Source organism: Sphingomonas sp. ABOLH (genome assembly GCF_003951715.1).
Taxonomy (GTDB): Bacteria; Pseudomonadota; Alphaproteobacteria; order Sphingomonadales; family Sphingomonadaceae; genus Sphingomonas; species Sphingomonas hankookensis_A.
Genome location: NZ_QQWV01000007.1, coordinates 120,937 through 135,798, shown reverse-complemented (window position 1 = coordinate 135,798; position 14,862 = coordinate 120,937). Strand labels below are relative to the sequence as shown.

Sequence of the window (14,862 nt, the reverse complement as noted above, 5' to 3'; positions counted from 1 at the left end):
CCTCACCCCGGCCACCGCTCTTTGACACCGCCGCCCGACCCACCGCGCAAACATCGCACGAGTGTGAACTTAGTGAACTTTGCCCGCAAACGCGCGACGCCACGAAACCGTCACTAGCGTGAACTTAGTGAACTTTGGCCACGCCGGCGCCCGCGCCCGAACACGCCACTAGTGTGAACTTAGTGAACTTTGGACTTTGAATATGCCCGTACGGCATCCTTCCGCTTGCCCTGTTCACCCCCCTTCCCTAAGCAGCGCGCTTCCCCAAAGCGTTTCGGGCAGACAATGAACGACGTGACCCTGGTCGGCATCATCATGGGCAGCACTTCGGACTGGGACACGATGGCGCATGCCGCCGACGTGCTGACCAAATTGGGCGTCCCCCATGAAACGAAGGTCGTCTCCGCCCACCGCACGCCGCAGCGGCTGGTCGATTATGCCACCAGCGCGGTCGACCGTGGGCTGAAGGTCGTGATCGCCGGTGCCGGCGGCGCTGCCCACCTGCCCGGCATGGTCGCCTCGATGACCCGCCTGCCCGTGCTCGGCGTACCGGTCGAATCCAAGGCGCTGAAGGGCATGGATAGCCTGCTCTCGATCGTGCAGATGCCCGGCGGCGTGCCGGTCGGCACGCTGGCCATCGGCAAGGCGGGCGCCATCAACGCCGGCCTCCTCGCCGCCTCGATCCTCGCGACCCACGACGAGGCTCTGGCCGAACGGCTCGACGCGTGGCGCAAGGCGCAGACCGACAGCGTCGCGATCGACCCGCAATGACTGCGCTGCCCCCCGGCTCGACCATCGGCATCATCGGCTCGGGCCAGCTTGGCCGGATGATCGGCGTCGCCGCCGCGCAGCTCGGCTATCGCATCCATGTCTATGCCCCCGACAGCGGTCCGGCCAACGACATCGCCTTCGCGCACAGCCGCGGCGCCTATGACGATGTCGACGCGCTGAAGGCCTTCGCCGCCCAGGTCGACGTGGTCACCTACGAGTTCGAGAATATCGCCGCCGCCCCGATCGAGGCACTGGGCGACAAGGTCCGCCCCTCGGCCCGCTCGCTGGCCGTTGCGCAGGACCGTGTCCGCGAAAAGAGCTTCGTCGAGCAACTGGGCGGCCGCCCGGCCCGCTGGGCCGAAGTCGCCGACCGCGCCGCGCTCGACGCCGCGATCGCGCAGGTCGGTTGCCCGGCGGTGCTCAAGACCACCCGCTTCGGCTATGACGGCAAGGGCCAGGCCCGCCTGATGGCACCCACCGACGCCGACGCCGCATGGGAATCGATCGGCGGCGGACCGGCGATCCTCGAAGCGTTCGTCGGTTTCGAGGACGAGTTCTCGGTCGTCCTTGCCCGCGGCCTCGACGGCGCGGTCGTCACCTACCCGACGCCCAAGAACGTCCACAAGGCCGGCATCCTCGACACCTCCACCGTCCCCGCCCCCGCGATCGCCCCTTGGTGCGCCGAGGCGGAGGCACTGGCGGCGAAGGTCGCCGAGGCGCTCGACCATGTCGGCGTCCTGACCCTCGAATTCTTCTGCGGCCGCGACGGCGCGGTGTTCAACGAAATGGCCCCTCGCGTCCATAACTCAGGCCACTGGACGATCGAGGGCAGCGAGACCTCGCAGTTCGAAAACCACGTCCGCGCCGTCCTCGGCCTCCCGCTCGGCAGCGTCGCGATGACCGCCAAGCGGGTCAAGATGACCAACCTGATCGGCGACGACGTGGCGGCCTGGCCCGCCCTGCTCGCCGAACCCGGCGCGCACCTCCACCTCTACGGCAAGCACGAAGCCCGCCCCGGCCGCAAGATGGGCCATGTGACGCGGGTGACACGCTAAACCCCAAGCGTCACCCCAGCGCAGGCTGGGGTCTCCCGGTTATGTCACGGACAAGAGCCGCCAGAGACCCCAGCCTTCGCTGGGGTGACGCCCGTGAATGGAAGGGCGAGGGTCTTACCCCTCCACCCCCAACTGCCACAGCACGAACGCCATCTCCTCGGCAGCTTCCTTCAGGCTCTCCCACCGCCCCGACTTGCCGCCATGGCCCGCGCCCATATTGGTCTTGAGCAGCAGCACATTGTCGTCCGTCTTGGTCGCCCGCAGCCGCGCCGCCCACTTCGCCGGCTCCCAATAGGTCACGCGCGGATCGTTCAGCCCGCCCGAAATGAATACCGGCGGATAGGGCTGCGCCGTCACGTTGTCGTAAGGGCTGTAGGACGCGATCAGCTCGAACGCCGCCTTGTCCTCGATCGGATTGCCCCATTCGGGCCATTCGCCCGGCGTCAGCGGCAGGCTGTCGTCGAGCATGGTGTTCAGCACGTCCACGAACGGCACGCTGGCCACCACCGCACCCCATAGCTCGGGGTCGGAGTTCATCACCGCACCCATCAGCTCGCCACCGGCCGACCCACCGGCGATCGCAATCTTGCCCTGGTCGGTAAAGCCCAGCTCGATCAGCCCCTTCGCCACATCGACGAAGTCGTTGAAGGTATTGGTCCGCTTCTCCAGCTTCCCGTCCAGATACCATTGCTGGCCGAGGTCATCGCCGCCCCGGATATGGGCAATGGCGAACGCCATGCCCCGGTCGAGGAACGACATGCGGCTGGTCGAGAAACCCGGCGGGATCGCATAGCCATAGGCGCCGTAGCTGTAGAGATAGAGCTTGCCCGTCCCGTCGCGCGGGAAGTCCTTGGGATACACGACCGAACACGGGATCGCGGTGCCGTCGCGCGCGGTGATCTCCAGCCGCTCGGTCGCGTATTTGTCCGGGTCGTAACCCGACGGAATCGTCTGCACCTTGCGGACGGTCAGTTCGCCACTCGCCACGTCATAGTCATAGACGGTGCCCGGCGTGACCATCGATTCATAGCCGAGCCGCAGCGTGTCGACGTCATATTCCGGATTGTCGCCCAGCCCGACGACATAGCTCGCTTCCGGAAACTCGATCGGCCGCGCCGGCCCGCCGGCATAATCATGCAGCCGGATCTGATCGAGCCCATCGAGCCGTCCCTCCACCACGAACAGCTTTGCGAAGGTCGTGACCCCGGTCATGTAGAAATGCGGGTCGGCCGCGATCGCCTCCTGCCAGTCGCTCGGGGCTTCCAGCGGAGCGGTCGCCAGCCGGAAGTTCGGATGGGTATCGTTGGTGTGGATGAAGAGGGTGCCGTCATGCTCCTCCACATCATATTCGACGCCTTCCTCGCGCGCCTTGACCAGCAGCGGCTCGGCGGTCGGATCGTCCGCTGGAACCAGCCGCACCTCGCTGGTGACGTGATCCCCCGCCGAGATGACCAGGAACCGCCGCGACTGGGTTTCCCCGACCGACACCCGCCAGCCTTCGTCGGCCTCGTGGTACAGCTCGACATCCTGCTCGACCGGCGTCCCGATCCGGTGCAACCGGGCATTGTCCGTCCGCCACTGCTCGTTGGCGAGGCCGTAGAGGAACCCGCCCGAATCCGCCGTCCACACCAGTTCGGACAGCGTGCCCGGGATCACATCATCCAGCAGTTCGCCGGTCGTCAGGTCCTTGACCCGCGCCTCGAACCGCTCGCCGCCGTCATCGTCGATCGCATAGGCCAGCAGCCGCCCGTCCGGGCTGACCGACAGCGCGCCCAGCCGGAAATATTCCTTGCCCTTGGCCAGCGCCGGTTCGTCGAGGATCAGTTCATCCTCCCCACCCGCCACCGGCCGCCGCCACCAACGACGATATTCCCCACCGGTCTCGAAATCGGACCAATACCACCAGTCGCCATCACGCTGCGGCACGGTGGCGTCGTCTTCCTTGATCCGGCCGCGCATCTCGGTGAACAGCGTGTCGATCAACGGCTGGTGCGGCGCCATCACCGCCTCAAAGTACGCGTTCTCGGCCTTGAGATAGTCGAGGACCGCCTCGTCCTCGACCTTCGGGTAATTGGGGTCGCGCAGCCACGCCCACGGATCGGACACGGTAATCCCGTGGCGTTCGTAGCTGTGGGGGCGCTGTTCGGCGATCGGCGGAATGGGCTTCGTCATAGCCGCCCATGTGGGACGGACGCGTGCGGAAGTCGAGCGAGCTTGTGGCTTTTGCGCAGCCGTTTCGACTGATACGAGCGGCACATGACCATCCACACCGAACGCCTCGCGGCTCTGCGCGCCCATCTCGCCACGCTCGACCTGACCGGCTTCGTCGTACCGCTGACCGACGAGTATATGAGCGAATATGTCGGCGACTATGCGCAGCGCCTCGCGTGGCTGACGGGGTTCAAGGGGTCGGCCGGCAGCGCCGTCGTGCTCGCCGACACCGCCGCGATGTTCACCGATGGCCGCTATACCTTGCAGGTCCGCGAGCAGGTCGACGCCGCCGACTGGCAGTTCGTGCAGGTTCCCGCGACGTCGATGGCCGATTGGCTGCGGACCAACGCGCGCGAAGGCGACCGGATTGGCTTCGATCCATGGCTGGCGACGGTCGACTGGGTTGCGGCCACCGAACGCGCGCTGGCCGATGTCGGCGCGGCGCTGATGCCGGTCGACGCGAACCCGATCGACGCGCTGTGGACCGACCGTCCCGCCCCCTCGCCCGCGCCGATGACGGCGCAGGACGATAGCCTGACCGGCCGCACCTCCGCCGACAAGCGCGCCGCGGTCGGCGAATGGCTGGCCGAGCGCCGCGCCGATGCCGTCGTGCTGACCGCACTCGACTCGATCGCATGGACCTTCAACGTGCGCGGCAGCGATGTTGCGCGTACCCCGGTCGCGCTTAGCTATGCGATCGTCCATGCCGATGGCACCGCCGAACTGTTCGCTGCACCCGGCAAGGTCGGCGAAGACGTCGCCCGCCACTTGGGCAACGCCGTCACCGTCCGCCCGATGACCGACTTCGCTGCAACGCTAGGGCGTTTCGCTGGCAAGCGCGTCGCCGCCGATCCCGACCGCGCCGTCGCCGCGATCCACGAAGCGCTACGCCGCGGCGGCGCGACGGTGGTCGCCGAGCGCGACCCGACCGTGCTGGCCAAGGCAATCAAGAACCCGGTCGAGATCGCCGGCCATCGCAGCGCCCAGGCACGCGACGGCGCGGCGATGGTCCGCTTCCTGAAATGGTTCGAGGAAACCGCCCCCTCCGGCACGCTGAGCGAACTGTCGGCATCCGACCGCCTCGAAGCGATCCGCGGCGAAACCGGGCTGCTTCGCGACCTGTCGTTCGACACGATCAGCGCGACCGGCGCCCACGCCGCCAGCCCGCATTACAAGGCGACGGTCGAGAGCAACGCGCCGATCCTGCCCGGCCAGCTCTACCTGATCGACTCCGGTGGCCAATATGCCGACGGCACGACCGACATCACCCGCGTCATGCCGGTCGGCGAGGTGTCCGACGAAATGCGCGACCGCTTCACCCGCGTGCTGAAGGGCCATATCGCGATCGACACCGCCATCTTCCCGGACGGCACCCTCGGCGGGCATATCGACGGCTTCGCACGGCGGCCGTTGTGGGAGGCCGGGCTGGATTATGCCCATGGCACCGGCCACGGCATCGGCGCCTTCCTGTCGGTACATGAAGGTCCGCAGCGGATCGGCGCCCCCAATTATCCGGGTGGCGGACCATTGGAGCCGCTGCGCGCCGGCATGATGCTGTCCAACGAACCCGGCTATTACAAGGCGGGTAAATACGGCATTCGGATCGAGAACCTGCTGCTGGTGGTCGAGTGCGACATTCCCGGCGGCGACCTGCCCATGCTGGCGTTCGAAACGCTGACCTTCGTACCGATCGAACGGTCTCTGATCGTCCCGGCCCTGCTGACCCATGCCGAACGGGCCTGGGTCGACGCCTATCACGCGCGGGTCGAGGCGTTGCTGACGCCGCTGCTCGATAACGAAACCGCGGCATGGCTATCGGCAAAATGCGCTCCGCTTAGCTGAGGTCGAGCGGGTTGCGTGCCCATGCGCCAACCAGAGCATGATGCAATGCAATCGATTGTTGCAATTTACTCCGTGACGCGCGACTAGCGTCGCGTCGGCGTCAGACCGATGTGCAAGGAGCAGGATCGACCATGGCGCCCCCGATGAAACCGCACCTGTCCCTACCCCGCATCCTTGAGATGAACCTCGGGTTCCTCGGCCTGCAGTTCAGCTTCGGGCTGCAACAGGGCAACATGGCGCCGATCTACAGCTATCTGGGCGCGGATGAGTCGCAGCTGCCCCTGCTGCAGTTGGCCGGGCCGCTGACCGGACTGCTGGTACAGCCGCTGATCGGTGCGCTGAGCGACCGTACCGATAGCCGCTGGGGCCGGCGGACGCCCTATTTCGTGATGGGCGCGGTGCTGTGCTGCTTCGGCCTGTTCTTCATGCCCTTGTCGAGTTCGATCCTGATGGCGGTGTCGCTGCTATGGATCCTCGATGCCGGCAACAACATCACGATGGAGCCGTATCGCGCCTATGTCAGCGACCGGCTGAACGAGGATCAGCACCAGATCGGCTTCCTCACGCAGAGCGCCTTTGCCGGCCTGGCGCAGATGCTGGCCTTCCTCACGCCCTCGCTGCTGGTGTGGGCGGGGATGAACCAAGACTGGGTCGATACCCACAATATTCCTTACACGGCGCGGGTCGCGTTCATGGTCGGGGCGGTGCTGTCGATCTCGACGATCCTGTGGTCGATCCTGCGCGTGCCCGAACTGCCGCTGACCCCGGCGGAAAAGACCGCGATCGCCGCCAAGCCCAAGTCGTTCGGGGCGACGCTGGCCGAAATCGGCAGCGCGATCCGCGACATGCCGCTGGCCATGCGCAAGCTCGCGCTGATGAGCCTGTTCCAATGGTACGCGATGATGGCCTATTGGAATTACGTCATCTACACGATCGGCCGCTCGGTCTACGGCACCGCCGATCCGACCTCGTCCGGGTTCCATTCGGCGGTGCTGACCAATGGCGAGATGGCGGCCTTCTATAACGGCGTCGCGTTCCTGGCCGCCTTTGCCATGGTCCCGATCGCACGGCGGATCGGAGCCGCGCCGCTCCACGCACTCAGCCTGATCGCCGCCGGCATCGGCATGGTCTGCCTGCCGCATGTCACGTCCAAGGCGCTGCTGTTCCTGCCGGCGGTCGGCATCGGCCTCGGCTGGGCCAGCATCATGGGCAATCCGTACATCATCCTTGCCGGATCGATCCCGCCGGAGCGGACCGGCGTCTATATGGGCATTTTCAACATGATGATCGTCATCCCGATGCTGATCTTTTCGGCAACGATGTGGCTGTTCTACCAACCCCTGCTGGGCGGCGACCCGCGCAACGTGCTGACGCTGTGCGGCGTGCTGATGTTCTGCGCAGCGGCGGCGGTGTGGAGCGTGCGTGAGCGCAACGCCGATGGCCTGCCGGTCGGAGCGATCCGTTGAGCGCAGCCCCTACCGCACCGACGCGCTGGTCGGCCGAGCAGGTAGCGCGGATCGCGCCGGACGGCCCGGACCGGCTGCCGATTCTGAGCCCCGCCGACATCGTGCCGATCGATCCCGCATACGACTTCTGGGACATGTGGCAGATCGCCCGCGCAGACGGGTCGACGGTGTTCGTCGACGGGCGGAGCTACTGGTTCTTCCTTGGCACGCCGCGCTTCGACGATCCGGAGGCACGGCATGATGCGGCGCGCATCTACCTGACCAGCCATGGCGCGGATGGCTGGCGGCTGCATGGTGCGGCGTTCCCGGACGGCTTTACCCCCGGTAGCCGCGAATGGTCGGGGTCGGCGGTGCTGGCCGACGATGGTGCGACGCTGACGATGTATTTCACCGCCGCCGGCCGGCGGGACGGGCCGCACAGCTTCGAACAAAGGCTGTTCGAGACGGTCGGTCGTTTTACCGTCGAGGGCGACGACGCGCGGACGGAGCACTGGTCGACGCCGGTGGAGAGCGTCGTGGCAGACGGCGCATGCTACCGCATCGCGGACGAGGTCGAGGCGCCGGCAACCGGCATCAAGGGGTTTCGCGATCCCGGCTTCTTCCACGATCCGGCGACCGGTCGTGACCATCTGCTGTTCGTCGGATCGGCGGCATGGACCGATGCCCAGCTGGACGGGGTGATCGGCATCGCCAGCCGCGAGCGGGCCGATGCGCCATGGCAGCTGGCGACGCCGCTGGTCGACGCGATCGGCGTGAACAGCGAGCTGGAACGCCCGCACATCATCCTGCGCGACGGGCTCTATTACCTGTTCTGGTCGACCCAGGCGAAGCGCTTTGCCCGCGGCCTGCCCGCCCCCACCGGGTTGTACGCGATGGTCGGCGACAGCATGGACGGGCCATGGCGGCCGGTGAACGGCAGCGGCCTCGTCGCCGGCAACCCGGCGGCCGAGCCGACGCAGGCCTATTGCTGGTGGGTCACCGGCGAGGGACAGGTCGCCGCGTTCGTCGACTATGCCGGGCTGAACGGAGCGGATGCCGCCGCCGACGTGGCGCTGCGCCGCGCCCGGTTCGGTGGGACCGCCGCCCCGTTCTTCCAGCTCGATTTCACCGGCGACCGGGTGACGATCGCCGGTTCTGGCGCCCCTACAGGTTAAGCAGCGCCGGGTCGCCGCCCTTCGCCATGATGTTGATCGAGGTGGAGCGTTCGGCGGCGTAGCGCAGCAGCGCATCGGGTCCGCCGGCCTTCGGACCGGTGCCCGACAGCCCTTCGCCGCCGAAGGGCTGGACGCCGACGACCGCGCCGATGATCGAGCGGTTGACATAGACATTGCCCGCCGGAACCAGCGCGGCGACTTCCTCGGCAAAACGGTCGATGCGGCTGTGGATGCCGAGCGTCAGGCCATAGCCGCGTGCCGCCAGCCTTCCCGCGACCGATGCGAGGTCGGCGGGGTCGTAGCGATAGACGTGCAGCACCGGGCCGAACACCTCGCGTTCGAGGAAGTCGGGGCTGGGCACTTCGGCGATGACCGGCGCGAAGTACGTGCCGCGCGAGTCGTGGCCGCGGGCGTCGGCGCGGAACAGGATCTTCGCCTCGCGCTCGAGGCGTTCGACATGGGCATTGAGGGCATCGCGTGCCTCCGCGTCGATCACCGGGCCGATATCGGTCGCCGGATCGGACGGATCGCCGATCACCATGCAGCCGGCCGCACCAACCAGCGTCTCGATCGTCGCGTCGGCGGTATCCTGGGGCAGGTACAGCAGGCGGAGCGCCGAGCAACGCTGCCCCGCCGAGCCGAAGGCGGAGAGGAGCACGTCGTCGACCACCTGTTCGCGCAGCGCACTGGTATCGACGAACAGGCCGTTCAAGCCGCCGGTTTCGGCGATGAACGGCAGGATCGGACCGTTGCGGTTGGCGAGGCTGCGGTTGATCGCCCAGGCGGTGTCGGTGCCGCCGGTGAAGGCGACGCCGGCAATGGCCGGATGCGCGACCAGCGCCGCGCCGACCTCCGCCCCGTCGCCCGGCAGCAGCGCCAGCAGATCGGGATCGAGCCCGGCCGAATGGAACAGGCGGACGGCTTCGGCGGCGACCAGCGGCGTCTGTTCGGCGGGCTTGGCGAGGACGGCGTTGCCGGCGGCGAGCGCGGCGGCGACCTGTCCGGTGAAGATCGCGAGCGGGAAATTCCATGGGCTGATGCAGACGAACACGCCGCGGCCGTGGAGTTCGATCTGGTTCACTTCGCCGACCGGCCCCGGCAGCACGGTCGGACCGGCGAAGCGGGTTTCGGCCAACAGGGCATAATAGCGGCAGAAATCGATCGCCTCGCGCACTTCGGCTACCGCGTCGTTCAACGTCTTGCCGGCTTCGGCGGAGAGAATCGCGATGAAGCGGTCCATCTGCGCATCGAGGGCGTCGGCCATGGCGCGGAGGATTTTCCCCCGGGAAACTCCGCCCATGGCGTTCCAGCGGGGCTGGGCGGCACGGGCGAGCGCGGCGGCGCGGTCGATTTCGGCGGGGGTGGCGGCGGTGACGGAGCCGATGGTCCGGCCATGGTCGACCGGGCTGGCCATGGGCACGGCGCCGGTGCCGGCAAGGGTCTGGCCACCGACGATCGGGCCGGCGTGGATGGTGGCGAAGGTGTCGCGAACCGACATTGCCCGGGCGCGGACCGAGGCGATGGAATAGTCGCGGCCAAGGGGGTTGCCGCGGCCGGGATAGATGCCGGATGGGGACGGGAGGCGCGGATGTTGACGCGGGGTCGCCGCAACCGCCGCGACCGGATCGGCGACCAGCGTCGTCGCCGGCACTTCCTCGTCCAGCAGGGCATTGACGAAGCTGCTGTTGGCGCCGTTTTCGAGCAGGCGACGGACGAGATAGGGCAGCAGTTCCTCATGCCCGCCGACCGGCGCATAAGCACGCAGGATCAAGGCGTTATCGCCGATAGTTGCCGCCGCCTGTCGGTACAGCCCCTCGCCCATGCCGTGCAGCCGCTGGTGCTCGATCCGCACGCCGGCGCGGTCGGCCATGTGGCGCACCGCCATCAGGCTGTGCGCGTTATGGGTCGCGAACTGCGGGTAGAGCGCCGGCGCCGCCGCGATCAACTTATGCGCGCACACCAGATAGGACAGATCGGTCGCGGCCTTCGACGTGAACACCGGATAGCCAGGATGGCCAGCGATCTGCGCGCGCTTGACCTCGCTGTCCCAATAGGCGCCCTTGACCAGCCGGACCATGATCCGCCGCCCGGTGTCGCGCGACAGCCGTTCCAGCCCGTCGATCACCCCGCGCGCACGCTTGCCATAGGCCTGCACCACGACGCCGAGACCGGTCCAGTCGCCCAGCTCGCTCTCGCGCGCCAGCCGGTCGACCAGCTTGAGCGACAGGGCGAGGCGGTCGGCTTCCTCCGCGTCGATGGCGAGGTTGAGATTGTGGCGCGCGCCGATCAGCGCGAGGCGCTTCATGCGCGGATAGAGGTCGGCGAACACGTCGTCGGTCCGCACCGCTTCATAGCGCGGGCACAGCGCCGAAAGCTTGACCGAGACGCCATGCCCTTCCTCCGGCGTGCTGCCGGGCGCGCGGGCGCGGCCGACCGCCTCGATCGCGGCGGCGTAGATATGTTCATAGCGTTCGGCATCGGCGGGGGTGCGCGCACCCTCCCCCAGCATGTCGAACGAGCAGAGATAGCCTTCCTTCGCGGCACGCTTCAGCGCGGCCTCGATGGTCGAACCGAGCACGAACTGGTCGCCCATGATACCGACCGCGGCGGCCAGCGCACGGCGGATGACCGGTTCGCCCAGCCGCCCGGCAAGGCGGCGGATCGTCTCGCCGATGCCGGCCGGCCCTTCGTCGCCGACCAGCTTGCCGGTCAGCGTCAGGCCGATGGTCGAGGCGTTGACGAACAGGCTGGACGACTGGCCCAGATGCGCTGCCCAGTCGGCGGTGCCGACCTTTTCGGCGATCAGCCGGTCGCGGGTCGCGGCGTCGGGGGTGCGCAGCAGCGCCTCGGCCAGACACATCAGCGCCAGCCCCTCCTGCGTGCCCAGCGAGAATTGCTGGAGAAAGCCCTCGACCACGCCGGGCTTGGCGGCGGCGGCGCGGGTGCGTTCGACCAGCTTCGCGGCCTTGGCGACGATCTCCGCGCGGTCGGATTGGGTCAGCGGCACCTGGGCAAGCAACTGCGGGAGCAGGACGCTCTCGTCGATGAACTTGTCGGCGTCCAGGGCATCCCAATCGATCGCGGGCATTCGTCTCTCCGTATGTCGGTTCGTCGGTATATCGCGGTTGAAGACAAAGGTGCTTCGTATGTTGGGGCGATCAGACGATAGTTTTCCTGGATAAGGGCGTTAGTATCGCCTGATCTTCGGACGTGGTAGAAGAAGAAGCGGGACCCCGGGTCAAGCCCGGGGTGACGTAGAGTGTGGGAGAGGTGGTTGCGATGGACCAGACGGACCGGAAGTTGCTGCGGGTGTTGCAGGGCGATGGGCGGATCACCAATCAGGCGCTGGCGACGCAGTGCGGCCTGTCGCCCGCCGCCTGTTTCGAACGGGTGCGGCGGTTGCGCGAGAGTGGCGTTATCCGGGGGTACGCCGCGCTGCTCGATCCGGGAAAGCTCGACCGGTCGCTGCTGGTATTCATCGAGGTACTATTGGACCGCACCACCGACGACGTCTTCACCGCCTTTGCCAACCATGTCCGCGACCTGCCGGAAGTGTTGGAATGTCATATGGTTGCGGGCGGTTTCGACTATCTTTTAAAGGTTCGCATGGCCGATATGGATGCGTATCGGGCGTTCCTGGGCCGGACGCTGACGACCGTGCCCGGGGTACGCGAGACGCGGACCTATGCCGTGCTGGAGGAAGTGAAGGCGACGACCGCGCTGCCGCTCTAAGCCGCGCTCAATCCTGTTCGACTACCAGATAGACCATCGACTGGGTGAGCAGGACATAGGCGATTTCGCCGAAGGTGACGGGACCGGTCATGTCGCCCGGCCGCTCACCCTCAAGTCCCGCGTACATATAGTTCAGGATGCAGTTGCAGCTGAACACGACCTCGCCACCCGGGCTGCCCAGTTGTTCGGCGAATTGCCGCGGATAATCCTCGACCGGGCGGGCGAAGCGATAGGCGACATGGCCATAGACCGGGGCGAAGAAGGTGACACGCCCGGTCGCCTCGTCGATCCCCGCGGTCGCGACATTGACCATCGTGCCGTTGTAATCGGCGACCAGCGGCAGCCGGGTGTCGATGCCGTTCGCGGCGATATGATCGACCAGCCGGGTCGGCACGCCATCGACCGACACGTGTTCGACGGTAAAGCCGGTATCGGTGTCGAAGGTCAGCACCGGCCCGTCCATGTCGGGCGCGAACAGGTTGACGATATCGGCACGGGCAAAGGCATGGTCGGGCAGCGCGACATGCAGCACCACCGCCCGATCGTCGGCCGAACGACCGCTGCGCCCGTCGAACACTTTCGGACGGTCGGTCGCGGCGGCTTGCCCCGCGACGCCGGTGACCCAGCCCACCACCGGGCGGCGGAACATGTCGGGCCATTCGATGCCGTGGAGCGCGAAGTCGCGATGGACCTCGCTCTGCCCCGGGATCAGCAGGATGGTATAGCCATTGTCGGGACCGAGCGCCGCCATGTCCGGCAGGGCGGCGCGATCGAGCATCCCGACCCATGCGACCGAGGCGAAGGCGGGCATCCGCTGGACGAAGATGCGGTCGGGCGCATGCGCCCCGCCGGCTTCGGCGGTCATGAAATAGGGGCTGGTGCCGCCGACCCATTCGCCCCGGGGCAGCGCGGCGAGCAGGCGCTCCTCCCCCGCCAAAATCAGGGTCTCGCCGGCGGCCAGCATCGCGGCGACCTCGTCGACGCTGTACAGCGACCGGTCGGCATGGAACGGGTTCGACGCGGTCATTGGGGCTTCCCCTGAAAGATCGTGGCATAGTCTTCGCGGGCGAAGCGCAGATTGTCGCGGAAGAAGCGGCGCAGTTCCTCGACCAGCGCCGGCCGGTCGGCATCGTCGCGGGCATAGGCATGGGTCAGGCGGATCATCAGGATGCGCAGCGCGAGGCATTTATACGCCGGGCGGACCGCGCCCGACAGCACCGCGTCCCAACGGGGATCGGCTGCCGAAGGAATATCGATTGTATCTGTCATGCCTTCCGGACCTCTCACCCGGCCTGCGATAACGGCATGCGCTTTAACATGGAGTATACGTCTGTAGCGGCGCGATCCGTGGCATTTCGGGATCGCTTCACCGTCACGGCGCGTTTGCGCCATTGCGCGGGGATGCAGGCATGATAGCCTGCCGTACATCACCCGCAGGAGGGGAGACGACACGATGGTTGCCGTTGCCGACACCCGATATTCGGTGCTTGCCCTGTCCGATGGCACGCCCCCGCCCGCGCTGAACGACGTGATCGAGCGGCTGCGCGCGACGTTGCTGCCGCTGGGGCGGGAGAATGAGCGCAACATGCTGGGCGCGCGGATCGACCGGTTCGTCAGCGAGGCGGACCGGCAGGTGATCCTGCTGGCGCATGGTGCCGGGTGCCGCGCGGCGGCGTGGTGGGCGCGGCTGTCGCCGTCGCATTATGTGCAGCGGGTGGCGGGCGCGATCCTGGTCGATCCGATGGTCGCGGATGGCGACAGCCGCTTCGCATCGCCCGCGACCCTGCTGCCGTTCCGGTCGATGACGCTCGACAGCACCGGGCGGATCGAGACGCTGGCACGCGAATGGGGCAGCGAGGTGATGCCCGGCGACAGCGCGGCGCGCGGTGGCGGGTTGCTGCGGCTGATCGACCGGTTGAGCGGTGCGGTGGTCGCGCATGATGTGCGGACGGCGGAGAGGCTGGTGGGGTTGGGGTAGGGTTCCGGCCGACTTCTCTCTTTCCCGGCCGCTCTCTACCCTCCCCCCGTTTGCTTCGAGCGGAGGTTCGAGCCTGTCGAGAACCGTAGTCGAGAAGGGGGCGCCCCAAACCGGGGGTTCTCGACGGGCGCTTCTCGACAAGCTCGAAGCTGCTCGAACCGAACGGTAGGGTATGGTGGGAACCGCCCTCACCCCCGGCGCCTGGGCATCAACGCATTGCGCATCGCGAAGCTCGAATTGATCCGCGTCACGCCGGGCAGGCGCGACAATATGTCGGTGTGCAGCGCCTCGTACGCCGCTGCCGATTCGACCGCGACGCGCAGCCAGTAATCGGACTGGCCGGTCATCAGCCAGCATTCCTGAATCTCCGCATGGCGGCGCACCGCCGCTTCGAAGCGGGAAAGATATTCCTCGGTCTGGCGCTCCAGCGTCACCTGCACGATCACCGTCGCGCCATGGTCGGCCGGGTCGGCGCGGGTGACGACGGTATAGCCGCGGATGACGCCGGCATCCTCCAGCAACCGCACCCGGCGGAGACAGGCGGAGGGTGATAGCCCGACCTCCGCCGCCAGCGCGTTGTTGGGGCGGCGGGCGTCGAGCCGCAGCAGGTTCAGCAATTTGCGGTCGATGGCGTCGAGGTTCATCTTCGTTGC

12 protein-coding genes are annotated in these 14,862 nt (G+C 67.4%); 7 read left to right on the top strand and 5 right to left on the bottom strand.

The genetic code is table 11. From position 1 onward, the window contains the following. The first annotated feature begins 285 nt into the window (after window positions 1-285). Complete coding sequence (gene purE, locus CA237_RS05560; RefSeq protein ID WP_066694455.1) at window positions 286-771, top strand: 5-(carboxyamino)imidazole ribonucleotide mutase; 486 nt, start codon at window positions 286-288, stop codon at window positions 769-771. Continuing rightward, window positions 768-1,826 (top strand): 5-(carboxyamino)imidazole ribonucleotide synthase, encoded by a 1,059-nt coding sequence (locus CA237_RS05555; RefSeq protein WP_066694457.1) that lies wholly within the window; start codon window positions 768-770, stop codon window positions 1,824-1,826. The genes purE and CA237_RS05555 overlap by 4 nt, the downstream gene beginning before the upstream one ends. A gap of 114 nt (window positions 1,827-1,940) precedes the next feature. Here the strand turns inward: CA237_RS05555 and CA237_RS05550 are convergent, their stop codons facing one another. After that, window positions 1,941-3,998 (bottom strand): S9 family peptidase, encoded by a 2,058-nt coding sequence (locus CA237_RS05550; RefSeq protein ID WP_066694460.1) that lies wholly within the window; start codon window positions 3,996-3,998, stop codon window positions 1,941-1,943. 84 nt (window positions 3,999-4,082) lie between these two features. Between CA237_RS05550 and CA237_RS05545 the strand changes: the two genes are divergently transcribed. From CA237_RS05545 to CA237_RS05535, 3 genes are all read left to right on the top strand, one after another. Continuing rightward, a complete protein-coding gene (locus CA237_RS05545; protein WP_126013270.1) occupies window positions 4,083-5,879 on the top strand; it encodes an aminopeptidase P family protein in 1,797 nt (598 codons plus the stop codon). Between the two features lie 143 nt (window positions 5,880-6,022). Further along, complete coding sequence (locus tag CA237_RS05540; RefSeq protein WP_241215441.1) at window positions 6,023-7,345, top strand: MFS transporter; 1,323 nt, start codon at window positions 6,023-6,025, stop codon at window positions 7,343-7,345. Continuing rightward, window positions 7,342-8,499 carry a glycoside hydrolase family 68 protein gene (locus CA237_RS05535; protein ID WP_084401854.1) on the top strand — a complete coding sequence of 386 codons (1,158 nt, stop codon included), beginning with the start codon at window positions 7,342-7,344 and terminating at the stop codon, window positions 8,497-8,499. The genes CA237_RS05540 and CA237_RS05535 overlap by 4 nt, the downstream gene beginning before the upstream one ends. Here the strand turns inward: CA237_RS05535 and putA are convergent. Next, window positions 8,489-11,587 (bottom strand): bifunctional proline dehydrogenase/L-glutamate gamma-semialdehyde dehydrogenase PutA, encoded by a 3,099-nt coding sequence (gene putA, locus CA237_RS05530; protein WP_066694465.1) that lies wholly within the window; start codon window positions 11,585-11,587, stop codon window positions 8,489-8,491. The genes CA237_RS05535 and putA overlap by 11 nt on opposite strands. Window positions 11,588-11,778: 191 nt before the next feature. On the opposite strand from putA, the gene CA237_RS05525 reads away from it, so the two are divergent. Further along, window positions 11,779-12,231 (top strand): Lrp/AsnC ligand binding domain-containing protein, encoded by a 453-nt coding sequence (locus CA237_RS05525; RefSeq protein ID WP_066694470.1) that lies wholly within the window; start codon window positions 11,779-11,781, stop codon window positions 12,229-12,231. 7 nt (window positions 12,232-12,238) lie between these two features. Here CA237_RS05525 and CA237_RS05520 read toward each other — a convergent pair whose 3' ends face one another. Both CA237_RS05520 and CA237_RS05515 read right to left on the bottom strand, forming a co-directional pair. Next, on the bottom strand, window positions 12,239-13,258 hold the full coding sequence (locus CA237_RS05520) for a hypothetical protein (protein ID WP_066694472.1): 1,020 nt from the start codon (window positions 13,256-13,258) through the stop codon (window positions 12,239-12,241). Continuing rightward, window positions 13,255-13,500 (bottom strand): hypothetical protein, encoded by a 246-nt coding sequence (locus CA237_RS05515; protein ID WP_066694475.1) that lies wholly within the window; start codon window positions 13,498-13,500, stop codon window positions 13,255-13,257. The genes CA237_RS05520 and CA237_RS05515 overlap by 4 nt, the downstream gene beginning before the upstream one ends. 184 nt (window positions 13,501-13,684) lie before the next feature. Between CA237_RS05515 and CA237_RS05510 the strand changes: the two genes are divergently transcribed. Then, the gene (locus CA237_RS05510) at window positions 13,685-14,209 is read left to right on the top strand and encodes an alpha/beta hydrolase (protein ID WP_066694478.1); all 525 of its coding nucleotides are present in this window, start codon (window positions 13,685-13,687) and stop codon (window positions 14,207-14,209) included. A 188-nt stretch (window positions 14,210-14,397) separates the two neighbouring features. On the opposite strand, the gene CA237_RS05505 is transcribed toward CA237_RS05510, so the two are convergent. Next, window positions 14,398-14,853 (bottom strand): Lrp/AsnC family transcriptional regulator, encoded by a 456-nt coding sequence (locus CA237_RS05505; protein ID WP_066694480.1) that lies wholly within the window; start codon window positions 14,851-14,853, stop codon window positions 14,398-14,400. Window positions 14,854-14,862: the final 9 nt, after the last annotated feature.

Bases quoted from the DNA above. Each gene is read 5' to 3' on its own strand.
- putA (WP_066694465.1), bottom strand. From the start codon at position 11,587: ATGCCCGCGATCGATTGGGATGCCCTGGACGCCGACAAGTTCATCGAC.
- CA237_RS05525 (WP_066694470.1), top strand. From the start codon at position 11,779: ATGGACCAGACGGACCGGAAGTTGCTGCGGGTGTTGCAGGGCGATGGG.
- CA237_RS05520 (WP_066694472.1), bottom strand. From the start codon at position 13,258: ATGACCGCGTCGAACCCGTTCCATGCCGACCGGTCGCTGTACAGCGTC.
- CA237_RS05545 (WP_126013270.1), top strand. From the start codon at position 4,083: ATGACCATCCACACCGAACGCCTCGCGGCTCTGCGCGCCCATCTCGCC.
- CA237_RS05515 (WP_066694475.1), bottom strand. From the start codon at position 13,500: ATGACAGATACAATCGATATTCCTTCGGCAGCCGATCCCCGTTGGGAC.
- purE (WP_066694455.1), top strand. From the start codon at position 286: ATGAACGACGTGACCCTGGTCGGCATCATCATGGGCAGCACTTCGGAC.
- CA237_RS05550 (WP_066694460.1), bottom strand. From the start codon at position 3,998: ATGACGAAGCCCATTCCGCCGATCGCCGAACAGCGCCCCCACAGCTAC.
- CA237_RS05540 (WP_241215441.1), top strand. From the start codon at position 6,023: ATGAAACCGCACCTGTCCCTACCCCGCATCCTTGAGATGAACCTCGGG.
- CA237_RS05555 (WP_066694457.1), top strand. From the start codon at position 768: ATGACTGCGCTGCCCCCCGGCTCGACCATCGGCATCATCGGCTCGGGC.
- CA237_RS05505 (WP_066694480.1), bottom strand. From the start codon at position 14,853: ATGAACCTCGACGCCATCGACCGCAAATTGCTGAACCTGCTGCGGCTC.
- CA237_RS05510 (WP_066694478.1), top strand. From the start codon at position 13,685: ATGGTTGCCGTTGCCGACACCCGATATTCGGTGCTTGCCCTGTCCGAT.